The sequence below is a fragment of the Algoriphagus ratkowskyi genome (genome assembly GCF_002150505.1).
In the GTDB taxonomy this organism is placed as follows: domain Bacteria; phylum Bacteroidota; class Bacteroidia; order Cytophagales; family Cyclobacteriaceae; genus Algoriphagus; species Algoriphagus ratkowskyi.
In genome coordinates this window covers 172460-187577 of sequence record NZ_MSSV01000005.1, presented here as the reverse complement: position 1 = coordinate 187577, position 15118 = coordinate 172460, and the positions used below count along the sequence as shown (strand labels likewise).

General features: G+C 41.2%; 14 protein-coding genes. 2 read left to right on the top strand and 12 right to left on the bottom strand.

Annotated features, from left to right (window positions below; genetic code table 11):
- Together BVH02_RS07980 and ytxJ are read right to left on the bottom strand one after the other, a co-directional pair.
- The coding region (locus BVH02_RS07980) for a carboxypeptidase-like regulatory domain-containing protein (RefSeq protein ID WP_143244191.1) at positions 1 to 265 on the bottom strand (265 nt) is incomplete at its 3' end.
- A 126-nt stretch (positions 266 to 391) separates the two neighbouring features.
- Positions 392 to 727 (bottom strand): bacillithiol system redox-active protein YtxJ, encoded by a 336-nt coding sequence (gene ytxJ / locus BVH02_RS07975; RefSeq protein ID WP_086500884.1) that lies wholly within the window; start codon positions 725 to 727, stop codon positions 392 to 394.
- Positions 728 to 798: 71 nt separating this feature from the next.
- Here ytxJ and BVH02_RS07970 point away from each other — a divergent pair, with 71 nt between their 5' ends.
- Positions 799 to 2202 carry a DUF4403 family protein gene (locus tag BVH02_RS07970; protein ID WP_086500866.1) on the top strand — a complete coding sequence of 468 codons (1404 nt, stop codon included), beginning with the start codon at positions 799 to 801 and terminating at the stop codon, positions 2200 to 2202.
- 64 nt (positions 2203 to 2266) lie between these two features.
- On the opposite strand, the gene BVH02_RS07965 is transcribed toward BVH02_RS07970, so the two are convergent.
- From BVH02_RS07965 to BVH02_RS07935, 7 genes are all read right to left on the bottom strand, one after another.
- On the bottom strand, positions 2267 to 2947 hold the full coding sequence (locus BVH02_RS07965; RefSeq protein WP_086500865.1) for a 3'-5' exonuclease: 681 nt from the start codon (positions 2945 to 2947) through the stop codon (positions 2267 to 2269).
- Positions 2944 to 4890 carry a DUF294 nucleotidyltransferase-like domain-containing protein gene (locus BVH02_RS07960; RefSeq protein WP_086500864.1) on the bottom strand — a complete coding sequence of 649 codons (1947 nt, stop codon included), beginning with the start codon at positions 4888 to 4890 and terminating at the stop codon, positions 2944 to 2946. Before BVH02_RS07960 ends, BVH02_RS07965 begins: the two co-directional genes overlap by 4 nt.
- Before the next feature lie 62 nt (positions 4891 to 4952).
- On the bottom strand, positions 4953 to 6845 hold the full coding sequence (acs, locus tag BVH02_RS07955; RefSeq protein ID WP_086500863.1) for an acetate--CoA ligase: 1893 nt from the start codon (positions 6843 to 6845) through the stop codon (positions 4953 to 4955).
- A gap of 47 nt (positions 6846 to 6892) precedes the next feature.
- Positions 6893 to 8578 (bottom strand): sodium:solute symporter family protein, encoded by a 1686-nt coding sequence (locus tag BVH02_RS07950; protein ID WP_086500862.1) that lies wholly within the window; start codon positions 8576 to 8578, stop codon positions 6893 to 6895.
- Between the two features lie 19 nt (positions 8579 to 8597).
- Positions 8598 to 8861: a DUF4212 domain-containing protein gene (locus BVH02_RS07945; RefSeq protein WP_086500861.1), complete on the bottom strand. Its 264-nt coding sequence runs from the start codon at positions 8859 to 8861 to the stop codon at positions 8598 to 8600.
- Positions 8862 to 9049: 188 nt separating this feature from the next.
- The gene (locus BVH02_RS07940) at positions 9050 to 9805 is read right to left on the bottom strand and encodes a ZIP family metal transporter (protein WP_086500860.1); all 756 of its coding nucleotides are present in this window, start codon (positions 9803 to 9805) and stop codon (positions 9050 to 9052) included.
- A gap of 88 nt (positions 9806 to 9893) precedes the next feature.
- Positions 9894 to 10964, bottom strand: coding sequence for an FAD:protein FMN transferase (locus BVH02_RS07935; protein WP_086500859.1), 1071 nt, complete (start codon positions 10962 to 10964; stop codon positions 9894 to 9896).
- A 122-nt stretch (positions 10965 to 11086) separates the two neighbouring features.
- Here BVH02_RS07935 and ruvB point away from each other — a divergent pair, with 122 nt between their 5' ends.
- A complete protein-coding gene (gene ruvB, locus BVH02_RS07930) occupies positions 11087 to 12121 on the top strand; it encodes a Holliday junction branch migration DNA helicase RuvB (protein ID WP_086500858.1) in 1035 nt (344 codons plus the stop codon).
- A 443-nt stretch (positions 12122 to 12564) separates the two neighbouring features.
- Here the strand turns inward: ruvB and BVH02_RS07925 are convergent, their stop codons facing one another.
- The 3 genes from BVH02_RS07925 to BVH02_RS07915 all read right to left on the bottom strand — a co-directional run bounded on the left by BVH02_RS07925 (position 12565) and on the right by BVH02_RS07915 (position 15114).
- On the bottom strand, positions 12565 to 13332 hold the full coding sequence (locus BVH02_RS07925; protein WP_086500857.1) for a S1/P1 nuclease: 768 nt from the start codon (positions 13330 to 13332) through the stop codon (positions 12565 to 12567).
- Positions 13333 to 13394: 62 nt separating this feature from the next.
- Positions 13395 to 14585 (bottom strand): M20 metallopeptidase family protein, encoded by a 1191-nt coding sequence (locus BVH02_RS07920; protein WP_086500883.1) that lies wholly within the window; start codon positions 14583 to 14585, stop codon positions 13395 to 13397.
- A 4-nt stretch (positions 14586 to 14589) separates the two neighbouring features.
- A complete protein-coding gene (locus tag BVH02_RS07915; protein ID WP_086500856.1) occupies positions 14590 to 15114 on the bottom strand; it encodes a hypothetical protein in 525 nt (174 codons plus the stop codon).
- Positions 15115 to 15118: the final 4 nt, after the last annotated feature.

The following is a 15118-nucleotide window of genomic DNA, read 5'->3' as shown; positions in this document are numbered from 1 at the left end:
TTATTTCAATTTTAACAGAAGGAATATTTGGTCTTACTATTTCAAACTGTCCTTTTGCGTCCGTCACAGTTCCCGACAAAAGTGAATCTGTAACGGTTTTGATTAATACGTTTGCTCCAGCCATTGTAATCTTAGCACTGCCGTCCATGACAGTTCCTGTAAGTTTTCTTTCCGGACGATCTTGACCAGTTGGTCGCTGTCCATAGGCTGATGTGGCCAATAAAAGGCTAAAAATCAATAAAATAACTAAGTAGTTTTTTTTCATAAGTCTGCAAATTTCTACCTCTTTGACCTAATAGCAAGGTCGAAGGTTTAGTCTGCACTTAAAGAAAAATAAGAGTGGATACTCTAAAGGATAAAAGGTGTTTTATCGATTTAAAGGTTAAAATACCTAAATTTTACCCATAATGTCTGCATACGCAATTCCGTAATGGCTATTGTTATAAACAGCCTGGCCGTTTTTTATCAATAGTACTTGTGGGGATTCATGTGCAACACGAAATTCCTTTGCTACCAGATCTGATAAATCCCGGCTAGCAATCAGGTCCAAAAAATAGGGTGTCACTTTCTCGTTGTCAACATCTTTCCACTTTCTAAGTAGTCGATCCAAGGACATACTGCTAATCGAACATCGGGTACTATGCTTGAAAATCATAACAGGTTTTGCTTCGCTAAGTGCTTTGATTTCCTGTATTTGGCTAGCTTCTGTGAGTTTATTCCAATTCATTTTGGCGATTTTATATTTTTGGGGCAATAGTTGTAGATGAATGATCACCCATTGAAAACCAAACTTCATTTATGAAAATACAGTTCCGTCTGCGATTTATAAATTTTCCAATACCTATAGTCTTATTAGGTCTTGTTTTATTTTCATGTAAAAGCATAAACCCTGCGGCTAATCTAGGATTAAGTACTCCTCCTCCGCCTGCCACTACTGAGGTAAATGTGCCTTTAAAAATCCCAAAAGAAACATTAAGTAAACTCTTAAATAGTCAAATTCCAACGCTGCTGCTTCAGGAAAAAGGAATGGATATGGGAAGTGGTATGACTGGCGATTTGCAGTTGAAAAGAAATGGGCAGATCTCCTGGATTGCACTGGATAGTCAACGTATTCAGCTATCTGTACCTATTAATGTTCTGGGACAAGTAGGCTTAAAACCAAAAGGATTAGGAAGCTTATTCCAATCCAAGTTACCTTTGAATGAAGATTTTACCCCTATTTTTGTTATTGATCCGGTTATCAATTCTAATTGGAGTATAGGAGCCGAAAGTTTTGAATTGATGGATTTGGGCGGAAATCTGGCAATTGATGTATTGGGTATGCAGGTCGATTTAAGTGGTTTGCTGAGCAAAGAAATAAGAAAATGGGGAAATCAAAATCTAACAGGTGGTAAAGAGATAGCATCTTTAAAAACTTTGGTAGATCTGGCTTGGGCTCAGGTAGGAAAGCCTTTTTCTATTGATTGGATAGGAGGCAATACAGCATTTTCTATCCAACCCCAAGACTTGAAAATCAAAGAGTTCTTCGATGCAAATCAGGATTATAATCTTTGGCTTGGCATGGACGGTAAGATAAATTCTCATCCAGCAGATGCTGCACCTTCTCGTTCTTTCCCACTTCCAGAATTGAGCCCAAATGACAACTCAACGAACGAATTAGAAATCCTAATTCCATTAACGGTAAAATATTCTACTCTTGATGAGCTGCTAAAGGAAAATTTGGATGGTAAAGCCATTCGTGTGGATAAAAAAACAACCCTGATTCCATCAAATATTAAGACTCAAGCCTTTGGAGATTTATTGGCTGTAAATATGGACTTCACTGCAGAGCAGACTAACGGGAAAATATTGAGCGGAACACTTTTCGTGGTGGGCCAACCAGAATATAATGCTGCTAGCCAAAGTTTGGTTTTTGAGGATATCAATTTCAAAATGGAAAGTGGAAGTTTGGGTGCGCAGACAGGTGTAGGGCTGAAAAAGCGGAAAATCATTCGAAGCATTGAAACTAAAGCCGTTTTTCCAATTGGAGATGTATTAGCTGAAAGTTTGGGAAGTATCACAGATCGTCTTGGATTAAATACTCCGATCGCAGAATTCAAAATAGCTGATCTTATCATCGAGCCTTCTGGATTTTATCCTATGGCAAAAGAATTGGTAATTCATATGAAAGCCAGTGGGGAAGTCGATGTAAAGTGGAAATAAAAAAATCAAGCTTGTTGAAGAATATACATTTTTGAAAGTGTAGTTTCAACTAGTTCTTGACTTGCTAAAATCCTTTTCTGGTCAACTGTCCAAAGTTTGTAATCCCTTTACCCTGAGCTATCTTTAAAAATTTAAGAAAAAGCTGCGCAGTCAAAAATGCATCCCCAGCAGCAGTATGACGGTCTTCTGTTGGAATCTGATAGCGTTTACATAGCGAATCTAGCCCAAAGTCACTAGGATTGATCTGACTACGATCTGCATGCGGCCCCAGCTCTAGCCGTATTGCCATGGTCATGGTATCTATCATAGGGTTTGGCAACTTCTCTAGTCCAAACGGCCTGCAAGCTTTTTGCATCATTTCTGTATCAAAGCCGATATGATGTGCCACTAATATCGAATTACAGAAGTACTCCAAGCTTTGATTTGCAAAATCCCTAATCTGAATCTGGTTTTCACGTTGGACCAATCCATGAATTGAAGCAGTTTTTTTTCCTGATTTCGGAGATGTTGGATAAAGCTCGATAGCTGTCTCGATCTGAATTGCGGCATTTCGAATTTTGACTCCTCCAAAAGACAACACGTAATCCTCTTTTATCGAAAGGCCTGTGGTCTCAGTATCGAAGACGGTAAACTCCAATTGATCAAGACTTCTAATAGCAGGAATAGGCTTTTGATTTTGGAGGAGAAAGGCCTTCACGAAATCTGCTTTATCTACATGCTTCCCAAAAAGATCCCACCAACTCATGATGGAAAATAGTCTAATTGAAAGCGTACTTTGACGATATTCTGAAGTTCACTGATCGGTGAAAAGGTATTTTTAAGCAATTGACGTTCTAGTTTCCCTAGGTTTTCTGGCTGAATAAATCGCCCATTAGATTGATTTTTCAGCCCTTCAAGCGCGCGGGTACGCATGAGAATTTCGTAGGCTTTCGACGCCTGCTTGAATAAGGCTTCATAATTTGGTTCCAACGCTACCAATCGATCAAATCGCTTAAAGGTGTTGTTCACTCCAATCACCCCATGACTCAAAACCAGCAATCTGGCCAAGTCCGCTAATGGCATCATTGCTCTTGATTTAATATCAAATTCATTTTTATGCTCCCCTGACTTTTCCACCACAAAATCTTTGAAAAAACCAAGAGGGGGTGGATTCATCAGCGCATTGTTTGCCAGGAAATTCAGGAAAACCTTTTTTTTCTGAATCTCTTCATAGATGTGTAAACTGAGCGTTTCTCCCAATCCGAGATTGCCAGCCACAGGTCGAAAATCAAAGAAAATCGTGGAGCTTAGAATGGCCTCCTCAGTCGGTCTGATGATCCATTCGCTGAAATAACTTTTCCATTCGCTCAGCGGCTGCACCCATTTGGGATTGCTGGCCATAATATCTCCTGGACATGGTGCGAACCCACAGGCGAGTAGTACTTCCACCATGGCTGTGCCTAGCTTTAGAAAGTAGGCATGGGCATCTTCAGCAATAGCTTCAGGTACATCTTCGTACACCAAGGCATTGTCTTGGTCAGTCCGGAGGAGTTGCTCTTCTCGACCTTCAGAACCTAGTGAGAGGAAGCAAAATGGAATCTTCCGAAGCACTTCGTCTTCCTTGACAAGTGAGTTCTCTGCAATGCGGAGGGCTTGCTTAATGATGATGTCATTTACCTCAGTCATCACCGAAGCCACAAAATCCATGTTCAACTCATTTTCCAGATAGTAGCGTAGCATTTGCTCTGCTTGGTCACAAATGAGCCTCATTTCTTTCACATCCAAGGTATTCATCAGCCCATGAATCAATACAGCAGGACTATTTCCCATCGAGAGCAGCACGTCGTGATCAGAAATAATCCCACAAACCGGACTCTTGTCAGTACCATCTTCGGTCAGTACCAAATGATGTAAGCGATGCTTAATCATGGTAAGGTATAGGTCTGAAAAAGCAGCATCCTTTCTTCTGGTCAAGATCGGCGTGCTCATAATTTTTGAAGCAACAGTATCAAGTGGAATTCCCTTAGAAACCACTTTGTTACGCAGGTCCTTATCTGTAATTATTCCTAAGGGTTTCATATCTGTTTGGCAAACAACAATACTACTCACGTGCTTTTCACTCATAAGTGCTGCTGCTTTTTGAATCGTATCATCAGGACTGCATATCAATACTTTTTCTGAAAATTTGATTTCTGACTGATCAGAAAAAATCAGTAGCGAATGATCCCTAGATTTAATCTTGAATGCTCCTCTGGCTTTTTGCGATTCAGAAAGATCTTGTCTAACTACAACCTGTCCCGAAGCAAATCCTGCAGCGAAATACAAGGCTACCCGACTATTTTCCTCTAGGACTTCTTCAAAAATAGCTACAGGTATAGCGTATAAAAGACTGTTTTCCTGCACTTCTGCCGTGAGCAAATAAGGTCGCTTTCCCAATAAGGCTAAAACTCCAAAGACGTCTCCCTCATCACATTGATCTCGGATTTCTTCCTGATTTTGGATAGACTCAGTGAGGATTATTGCACCTTCTTTTAGAATGTAAAAGTGAGCTTCGGCAGCTTGGCCTTGACGAAAAAGTGTCTCGCCCTTTTCCAAATAGCGTATTTCCACGGATCCGGCCACTTTTTCCAAAACTTCTTTCGAAAGAAAAGAAAAAGGAGGGAACCGCTTGAGGAACTCGGCCACCCGATGGACGATGACATTCATTATATATGTGGGTTAAAATGTGAGAAATCTAAACGGATCTAGACTTCTCACTTTTGCTAGCTGATTTACTTCCTGCCTTCAATAATCTGACTCACCACTTCCGGATCAAGCAGAGTGCTGGTATCACCCATAGTATCATGTGATCCATCAGCGATTTTTCTCAAAATTCTACGCATGATTTTTCCTGATCTGGTTTTCGGTAATCCCGACACGATTTGAATTTTGTCTGGCTTGGCAATTGGACCAATGATCTTTGAAACCATCTCCTTAATCTCGTTGATCAAATTGTCCTCCGTTCTATTAGTCATATCACAAATAACATAGGCATAAATACCCTGTCCTTTGATCTCATGCGGATAGCCTACTACAGCAGATTCTATCACTTTAGGATGTTCGTTGATTGCATTTTCTACTTCAGCAGTACCCAATCTATGACCCGATACATTAATCACATCATCCACGCGGCCGAGGATTCTATAGTAGCCATCGTGATCACGCTTCACGCCATCACCAGTGAAATACATTCCTTTGTAGGTAGAAAAATACGTTTGCTTACAGCGCTCATGATCACCAAAAATGGTACGGATCATTCCGGGCCAAGGATATTTGACACAAAGATTACCTTCCACAGAGTTTCCAGTAAGCTCATTGCCTTCAGGATCTACGATGCAAAGCTGAATGCCAGGAAGTGGCAAGGTCGCATAAGCCGGCTTAGTCGGTGTAATACCAGCAATGGGTGAAACCATAATTCCGCCCGTTTCTGTTTGCCACCACGTATCTACAATAGGACATTTATTTTTACCTATATGGGTATGATACCAGTGCCAAGCTTCTTCGTTAATAGGTTCGCCAACCGAACCTAATACCTTAAGCGAGCTGAGATCATATTTTTCTATTTCCTCAGTTCCATAAGCTTGCAATGCTCTGATTGCAGTCGGAGCAGTATAGAATATGTTTACTTTGTGTTTCTCTACTACTGCCCAGAATCTACCACAATCTGGAAAAGTCGGTACTCCCTCAAACATTAGGGTAGTTGCACCGGCTAAAAGTGGTCCATATACGATATATGAGTGACCAGTAATCCAACCTATATCCGCGGTACACCAGTAGACATCACCTTCGGAATATTGAAAGACATTGTCAAATGAATACTGGGAATAAACCATGTAGCCACCAGTGGTATGCACCACACCTTTTGGTTTGCCAGTAGATCCAGAGGTGTAAAGTATAAACAACATATCCTCACTATCCATCTCCTCGGCCACACATTGCTCAGATTCCTCAGCGATCACATCATGCCACCAGAAGTCACGGCCTTCTTTCATCGTCACATCCTGCTTGGTACGCTCGTATACGATCACCGTTTCTACAGATGATTTCTCCAAAGCCTCATCTACTACAGATTTGACGCCGATTTTTTTACTCCCGCGGTAATTACCATCCGAAGTCAGAATAGCTTTTGCTTCGCAATCAACAACCCGATCAGCCAGCGCTGTGCTCGAGAATCCAGCAAAAACAACCGAGTGAATCGCTCCTATTCTTGCACATGCAAGCATTGCAATTGCCGCTTCAGGCACCATAGGCATATAAATAATCACCTTATCTCCTTTGCCTATTCCTTTTCTTTTTAGGGCATTTGCAAAGCGGTTCACTTCATGAAAAAGTTCTCGATAGGTGATTGTCCTTCCTTCCTCATTGGGATCATTCGCTTCCCAGATGATCGCTGGACGATCACCGATAGTAAACAGGTGTCGTTCAAAAATATTTTCAGTAATGTTAAGTTTTGCATCTACAAACCACTTGATCTCTGGCTCTTCAAAGTTCCATTTCAATACCTTGGACCAGCGCTTTCTCCAGTAGAATGAATCTGCAATTTTCGCCCAAAACTCTTCTGGCTGAGCTACACTTTTCTGGTATTCGTAGAGGTATCCGCTGAGGGTATGTATTCTGTCACTCATGATATTCTTGGTTTATTGTTTTCAATTTTGGGTAAACACCCACTAATTTAATGATCCTGTGCTGTACCAGCACCACGAGGGATTCTAATTTCCTGCACCATATCCTGCACCGCTTGAGGTGGAGCCGGGGTAAATTTGGAAACTGTCACACACACAATGAAATTCAGAATCATACCTATAGATCCAATTCCTTCTGGGGATACGCCGAACCACCAGAACTCGGAAGTGTTGGTCTCAGGACTGATAAATTTGAAATAAACGATGTAGCCTATCGTAAATAACAATCCAGTAATCATCCCTGAAATCGCTCCTTCTTTATTGATTCTTGTAGAGAAAATCCCCATGATAATTACTGGGAAAAAAGAAGCTGCAGCAAGTCCAAAGGCAAATGCAACGACCTCAGCAACAAAGCCAGGTGGATTTACTCCGAAATATCCTGCCAATACTATAGCTCCCGCTGCAGCAAGTCGTGCAATTCTTAGCTCTTTTTTCTCTGAAATCTCAGGTCGGAAGGTCTTGAACAAATCTCTAGAGATAGAAGTAGAAATCACTAGCAATAAACCAGCAGCAGTAGAAAGCGCTGCGGCCATCGCTCCAGCTGCAACCAAGCCAACAACCCAGTTTGGTAACTCTGCGATCTCTGGACTCGCCAGTACCATGATATCTCTATCTATAGTCAATTCATTGACTGCAGGATCTGCGACATACTGAACTTTACCATCGCCATTTTTATCATTAACTTTAATCAGGTCAGTTTTTTCCCAGGTGGAAATCCACTGTGGAAGCTCAGAAATGTTCTTTTCAGAAGTAGTGTCTATTGTGTTGAAAATCCCGAAAGCTGCAATAGCAGGAGCTGTGGTGTAAAGAATTGCAATAAATACCAACGCATATCCAGCCGAAAGCCTAGCATCTTTTACTCTAGGAACAGTAAAGAATCGAACGATAACATGAGGCAATCCAGCCGTTCCAACCATCAGCGCCAGCGTGATCATAAACATATCAGTGATGCTCTTTCTCCCCGAAGTGTAAGCTGCAAAGCCAAGCTCTGTAAGAACCCCATCTAATTTATCTAGTAGAGGAGTTCCGTCAGCAATCGATCCACCAAGCCCAAGCTGAGGTATTGGATTACCTGTCAATTGAATGGAAACAAAAATAGCTGGAACCATATAAGCGAAGATCAATACACAATACTGCGCTACTTGCGTGTATGTGATGCCTTTCATTCCACCTAGGACTGCATAGAAGAATACAATACACATCCCGATGACTACTCCCCATTCGATGGGCACTTCCAGGTATCTGGAGAAGACTATTCCTACGCCTCGCATTTGCCCAGCAACATAGGTAAAGGAGATAAACAGGGCACAAATCACCGCAACCACTTTTGCAGTATTAGAATAATAGCGATCTCCTACAAAGTCAGGCACAGTGAATTTTCCGAATTTCCGAAGATAAGGAGCAAGCAAAAGAGCCAGCAAAACGTAGCCTCCAGTCCAACCCATCAAATAAACAGATCCATCATAGCCCGCAAAGGATATAATCCCAGCCATAGAGATAAATGATGCAGCTGACATCCAATCGGCAGCAGTTGCCATTCCGTTAGCTAGAGGAGATACTCCGCCCCCAGCGATGTAAAATTCTTGCGTAGACCCGGCACGAGTCCAGATAGCGATTCCTATATAAAGTGCGAAGGACAGACCTACTAAAATGTAGGTCCAAGTTAAAATTTCCATAGTTTTTTAGCTCAAAAAGTTATTCTTCGTCCACATCAAATTCTCTGTCCAATCGGTTCATTCGGACTACGTAAATGAAAATCAAGATCACGAAAGCGAAAATAGAACCTTGCTGTGCAAACCAAAAACCCAGCTTATATCCGCCAAGTCTAATTTCATTTAATTCATTTACGAAAAGAATCCCGCAGCCAAAAGAGACTACGAACCAGACGAATAGGAGTATAAAAAGAGTTTGGAGATTTTTCCTCCAATAGGCTTTCATTTTTTCATTTTGGGCAGGCATAGTATAAGTTTAAGGCTGAGAACACAATTATCCCTTGAAACTAGTCAATGCATCCATAGGAATGCAAACTGATTGCAAGGAATTACTCGAATTTTTCCTGTATCTACTGGAAAATACCTGAGATTCTAAAGGTACATGGTTGGCTTTCTCACAAGAAACACTTTCCTATCTCTTGCATTCAGCATCTTTTAACTTATAAAAAACTCCGAGAGAATAGCCAAGCCAGCTGCCAGAAAGCTCACGAGCAACTTATTCATTTGGAACTTGTGATGTGGGCTACTTTCAAAAAATATCGTGGTAGAGATGTGAAGAAATCCTCCAGCGACTAAGCCATATAGTATTCCAATGCCCTGCTTTTGTATCAAGCCACTTTCAAATAAAAATGAACTAGACAACATCCCTAGTGGTGAAGCCAAAGCAAAAAGTGTCAATAATATTAAAGTAGTTTTCTTGCTCAACGTACTCGAAAGAACGGCCGCCAAAGCAAAGGCCGCTGGCCCTTTGTGAAGGATAATTCCGAGAAGCACAGTTTTGCTATTGTGCATATGACCAAGTACTTGTTCACTTTGATCTATCAATTCTCCGTGAGATAACAGCGTACCTTCAAGAAATGCATGAATGAACAAGCCAAGCATAATCGTGGTCATGGCTTTACTGCCCTGATGCTCGTGTGTATGAATATGGCCGTGTTCGATGCCGCTAGACCAGAACTCCAGCAATTGCTGTAGCAGAAAACCAATCAGAATGTATAAGCCCATTCTTTTACTATCAAATCCACTGTCAAATAGCTCCGGCAAAATATGGAGTATGGTAATGGCAAAAAGATAGGAACCCGCAAAAACCAAGACAAGGCGGAAGTATTTCTCTCTGAAATTAGGAGCAAAAAACACCAATGATCCTGCGATCATAGCAGTGAAAAAAAGAAGTAAAAATTTGAATTCCATCGGCCGGGGTTACTTTCTTTTTCTAGTGAAAATGAGAAAGTGATAACTCAAGCAAAGGTAATAAAATTCAATAATGTTGCATTTAAAATTAATTTTCTTGCGGGAAAGAAAGGTATGGTTTCAAACTTTCACTCGCAAAAGTCTTAAATCCACCCATCCCATCGTCGTAGATGAGAAAAACTTCAATCTCATCCAAAGCTGAATCCAATGCAATCGCTTTGTCTTTTCCCATCACCATAATGGCTGTAGCATAGGCATCGGCAGTCATGCAATCCTTCGCCAAAACGGTGGCGCTAAGTAATGTGTGGTTGACAGGATACCCTGTGGAGGGATTGATCGTATGAGAGATTTTGACTGAATCCCGTACATAATAATTTCTATAGTTTCCAGAAGTCGCCATACCGCGATCTTGCAGCGCAATGATACTGATGAGATCAGCTGCACTGGCAGATTCCTCGGGACGATTCACTCCAACTTTCCATAACTCCCCTTTCTCATTAGTTCCGTGGGCAACTAGCTCTCCACCGATTTCCACCAAGTAATCTGATATTCCTTTCGAATTCAAAAAATTAGCGACCACGTCTGAACCATATCCTTTTGCGATAGCAGAAAAATCTAGATAAACCCCTGGTACTTTTTTGCGAAGCTGCTTCTGATCAAATTCGATTTTAGTAAAACCAACTGAAGCCAAAAGATTTTTAATATCAACGCTGTCTTTCAATTCAGGTCCACTGGGGCCAAATCCCCAAATATTAACCAAAGGGCCTACTGTAGGATCAAACGCCCCATTCGTGTTTTTATATACCTTTTTGGAAGCTTCTAATACTGGCAGCAAATACGGCAAGTTGAAATTCAATGTATCACCTAGATTAAATCTGCTTAATTCAGAATCTGGAATGTAAGTAGAAAGGTTTTGATTGAATACTACGAGAAGGGAATCAATGGAGGTTTGAAGGTCGCGACTTTTCTCATCCAGATAAGTGACGTTATATGTCGTGCCCATTGTTTTACCTGATATGGTCATTTTCCCGGCAACAGCTACCGTAGTTTCGGTCAATGTCGTCTCGGTCTTGTCACGATTACGCCAAGAATACACCAGCATGATGGCTACAAGTAAGACAATAGAATAGATGATATTTTTCCGGGCGTTTGGGCGCATGAGCTTCTGAATTTGAGGGCAAATTTAAGGCTTATTTTTCAGTTTCGTAGGAAAGACTGGGTTTCAAAAATGCGGGAGAAGGCATTCGTAATTTTCTATATTTGTGAGCGTACGAATAAACTATGAGAGAAGATTATTTAAGTGGAGAGGACGAAAGTCTCAGCCCAAAGGACAAGGATTACGAAAAAGCGTTACGACCGTTAAGCTTTGAGGATTTCACAGGACAATTCAAAATCGTGGAAAATTTGCGAGTTTTCGTTCGAGCTGCGAAAAACCGAAATGAGCCTTTGGATCACGTGCTTCTGCATGGACCTCCAGGCTTAGGCAAAACAACTTTGAGCCATATCATCGCAAACGAACTTCAGGCTGGCATCAAAATCACCTCTGGTCCAGTACTGGATAAACCTTCCGATCTGGCTGGTTTGTTGACCAACCTTGATGAGGGCGATGTGCTTTTCATAGATGAGATTCATAGGCTCAATCCCATTGTAGAAGAATATCTGTATTCAGCGATGGAGGATTTCCGGATAGATATCATGTTGGATTCTGGTCCAAACGCTAGATCTGTTCAGATTTCCCTAAGTCCTTTTACACTAATCGGTGCTACCACCCGGTCGGGTTTATTAACTTCTCCGCTCCGTGCAAGGTTTGGGATCAACTCCCGATTGGAGTATTACGATGCGAAGTTGCTCACTGATATCGTGCAGCGCTCGGCTGGAATCCTCAAAACTCCCATTGACGAAGTGGCGGCTTACGAGATCGCTCGAAGAAGCCGGGGAACACCAAGGATTGCAAATATGCTTCTACGGAGAACGCGAGATTTTGCCGAGGTAAAAGGCGATGGAACGATTAACCTGGAAATCTCCAAAATTGCGCTAGATGCTCTCGATGTGGATGTGAATGGTTTGGATGAAATGGATAACCGAATCTTGCTGACCATTATCGAAAAGTTCAATGGCGGGCCAGTTGGGCTAAGCACGATAGCGACAGCTTGTAGTGAAGAAGCAGAGACTATCGAGGAAGTGTACGAACCATTTTTGATTCAAGAAGGCTATTTGAAGCGAACTTCTCGCGGTCGTGTAGCTACTGAGTTAGCTTATAAGCATCTTAAAATAAAGCCAGCTCAGGGAATGGGTGGATTGTTTGAGGGGATGTGAGAAAAAAATCTGATTACCCCAAATTTTATCAGTAACCAGAAATTCTTTGCTCATCTGGTCAGATGACCGGTGACCGAAGCGCCCTTAACGCTAAATTCGAGCTTGATTTATATTGCTTTTGTACCTTTATATAACAAAATTGGATAATGATCTTAACAAAAGCCGACACATGATTTTAATAGAAAGAATTAGATAATTGAGGGCGGGTAATTTCAACTCATTTTGAATTCCATCTTTTGCAATTCTACATTCAAATAACCCATCTAAATCACAATTGAAATAAATTCTACTTAATTTTTATCTCAATTCTTGGGAAAAAGAGGCTGTATCAAAAAGTGTGGTTAGGAGACTTAGTGGAAGCAGTCTTTGTATTTGCCAAATATCATGACTGATGTAAGCCAATTAAGGTATTTGAACCAATGGCTTTTCCATAAAATTATTTATTAACCAAAGATTTCTTCTAAAATCTGTGCTAACCTAATACTGGCAGCTATCAACCTTTCTTCTAAAAAGGGCATGTTTTCATAACCATAAGCATATGATATTTTCATGCTTTCTGGAAGATTGTAAACAGATGGTCTCATAGCCACGGCTTCTGCTAGCCATGTATCCATGCCACCAGCACGGTATCCCGCGATGAGATCTTTATTCAATCTTCGGGAAAGTTCATTCCCAATTTCTGTGTAGCTCATCGCTTTACCATCAATAATTCCGCTGTCCCACACGGCATGCAGGTTAGTTGGCTTACCAAAGTATTCGAGTTTCACATCATTTCCACCTCTATCATCTCCAGAACCTACGTGAAGTGGTTGATGAATATCTTCTACCATATGAATAAGCATTTTGAGCAATTCAGCTTCCTGTTTAGGATCGAGATTTCCAGCTTTTAATTCATTTTTGATTCTATTTATCTCAGCATAAGCATTTCCACTCTTCTCTTGAATGGACTCGTCATATTCGCCTGCTCTACTGGTCAAGTAATGCCATGAGTTGGCATAATCATAAGCATTATCCGACTTGATCTCATCCATCCACGTTCCACTTCTACCAATAGACATAGGGTAAAGTACTTTTTCGACTTTTTTACGAACTGATCTATTCATCTGCTTCTCCGCCATGTAGCCGATCAAATAGTGACCCAGCTGACCCCACGCGAAGGATTGTGTTGCCAAGAGAAATACAAATACTGAAGTAGTGAGAAGCTTTTTCATGAAAGAACTAGTGAGGGAAACAGGAAAATATTGCAAAAAAATGAAATGATTTTATTGGGAGGTTATACGTTTTCGAGCTCCGATATTGCTAGGAATGCCATCAAACCTGCACCTACTTCCAAAGAATCTTCATCAATATCAAACGTAGGAGTATGAACTCCAGAAGTGATTCCCTTGGCTTCATTTCTAGTGCCCAATCTATAAAAGCATCCTTCCACTTCCTGAGAATAGAAAGCAAAATCTTCAGCCGCCATCCATATATCTAAATCGAGCACATTTTCTTGGCCTAAGTATGAAATAGCTGCTTGATGTGATCTTTGAGTTAATTCAGGATCGTTCTTTAAAAATGGATATCCCTTCTTAATTTCAAAATCAACTTCTCCACCCATTCCTTCTACTATTCCTTTGGCGATAGAAAGCATCTTCTCATGAGCTTTTGCTCTCCAATTCTCATCCAATGTGCGGAAAGTTCCTTGAATTTTCACCTCATTAGGAATCACGTTGGTGGCTCCTAATGCCTCCACTCTCCCGAAAGAAAGTACAGATGGAATCTTTGGACTAGCTGCTCTACTCACTACTTGCTGCAAAGCTACAATCATGTGAGAAGCGATCAAAACAGGATCGATTAAAGTCTCTGGCATAGCTGCATGGCCACCTTTGCCTTTTACGGTTACATAAATTTCATCAGCACTCGCCATGTAGATTCCAGGACGGAAACCGACTTTACCTACTTCTATGAAAGGCATCACATGCTGACCAATGATTGCATTTGGTCGTGGATTTTCTAATACCTTATCTGCAATCATCAAAGATGCACCACCAGGAGCAACCTCTTCTCCCGGTTGAAAAATCAGTTTAATTGTTCCTTCAAAATCATCTTTCAGTTCATGAAGGATTTTGGCGGCTCCCAATAATGATGCAGTGTGAGCATCATGTCCACAGGCATGCATCACACCGGGATTTTGGGATTTATAGGAGACCTCATTTGCTTCAATGATCGGCAATGCGTCCATATCGGCACGTAGTGCAATTACTCTTTTACTTGGATTTTTTCCCTCTATCAAAGCCGCCCATCCGGTATCTGCCTTTGATTCAATGTTAGTAATTCCTATTTCTTGGAGCTTTTCCTTTACAAACTTCGCTGTATTGTGTTCTTGATAAGAAAGTTCGGGATTAGCGTGAAGGTGGCGACGATTTGCAATTACTTCTTCTTTGTAGGCCTTAGCCAGAGATTTAATTTTGTCCTTCAGCATTATTTTAATTGAGTTCATTAACTGTTTTAAATTCTTCACGCTGAAAGCGATCTTGAATTATCCGCGCAGTGGGGAATTGCGCTTTCACTTCTGAGAAGCTTTTTTGGGCTTCGATTTTATGTGCATATTTCCCTACTTTTACGAGGTATCGTGGCTGTTCATATTGCATTTCCGGTGCAAGGTCAGGGAAATTCATTGCTAGCTCATCCCGGGTTTTGAAGGCTTTTTCTCGATCAATTCCCGAATACACTAAGACTGAAAACCCGCTAAAATAGGGCTCAGACTTATTCTTACTTATCAATCTCGTCTGGACTTGGCTTAATTGATCATCAATCGCCTCGGTAGATGCCGAGGATTCAATTAATGACGGATTTGCACTCATCTGCGCACGATAATCTGGATATACAGGGAGAGATGGTTTTAAGTTCTCCTGATAATTGGCATAGCCAGATGCGGCACTAGTGGTCTTTCTAGTAATTTTACAAGAAGCCAAAATCAGTACTAATCCTAAAATCCAGAGAACTCTCATAATT

Excerpts from the sequence above, each read along its gene's own strand:
- ytxJ (WP_086500884.1), bottom strand. The coding sequence starts at position 727 with ATGAATTGGAATAAACTCACAGAAGCTAGCCAAATACAGGAAATCAAA.
- BVH02_RS07970 (WP_086500866.1), top strand. The coding sequence starts at position 799 with ATGAAAATACAGTTCCGTCTGCGATTTATAAATTTTCCAATACCTATA.
- BVH02_RS07965 (WP_086500865.1), bottom strand. The coding sequence starts at position 2,947 with ATGAGTTGGTGGGATCTTTTTGGGAAGCATGTAGATAAAGCAGATTTC.
- acs (WP_086500863.1), bottom strand. The coding sequence starts at position 6,845 with ATGAGTGACAGAATACATACCCTCAGCGGATACCTCTACGAATACCAG.
- BVH02_RS07950 (WP_086500862.1), bottom strand. The coding sequence starts at position 8,578 with ATGGAAATTTTAACTTGGACCTACATTTTAGTAGGTCTGTCCTTCGCA.
- BVH02_RS07945 (WP_086500861.1), bottom strand. The coding sequence starts at position 8,861 with ATGCCTGCCCAAAATGAAAAAATGAAAGCCTATTGGAGGAAAAATCTC.
- BVH02_RS07940 (WP_086500860.1), bottom strand. The coding sequence starts at position 9,805 with ATGGAATTCAAATTTTTACTTCTTTTTTTCACTGCTATGATCGCAGGA.
- BVH02_RS07935 (WP_086500859.1), bottom strand. The coding sequence starts at position 10,964 with ATGCGCCCAAACGCCCGGAAAAATATCATCTATTCTATTGTCTTACTT.
- ruvB (WP_086500858.1), top strand. The coding sequence starts at position 11,087 with ATGAGAGAAGATTATTTAAGTGGAGAGGACGAAAGTCTCAGCCCAAAG.
- BVH02_RS07925 (WP_086500857.1), bottom strand. The coding sequence starts at position 13,332 with ATGAAAAAGCTTCTCACTACTTCAGTATTTGTATTTCTCTTGGCAACA.
- BVH02_RS07920 (WP_086500883.1), bottom strand. The coding sequence starts at position 14,585 with ATGCTGAAGGACAAAATTAAATCTCTGGCTAAGGCCTACAAAGAAGAA.
- BVH02_RS07915 (WP_086500856.1), bottom strand. The coding sequence starts at position 15,114 with ATGAGAGTTCTCTGGATTTTAGGATTAGTACTGATTTTGGCTTCTTGT.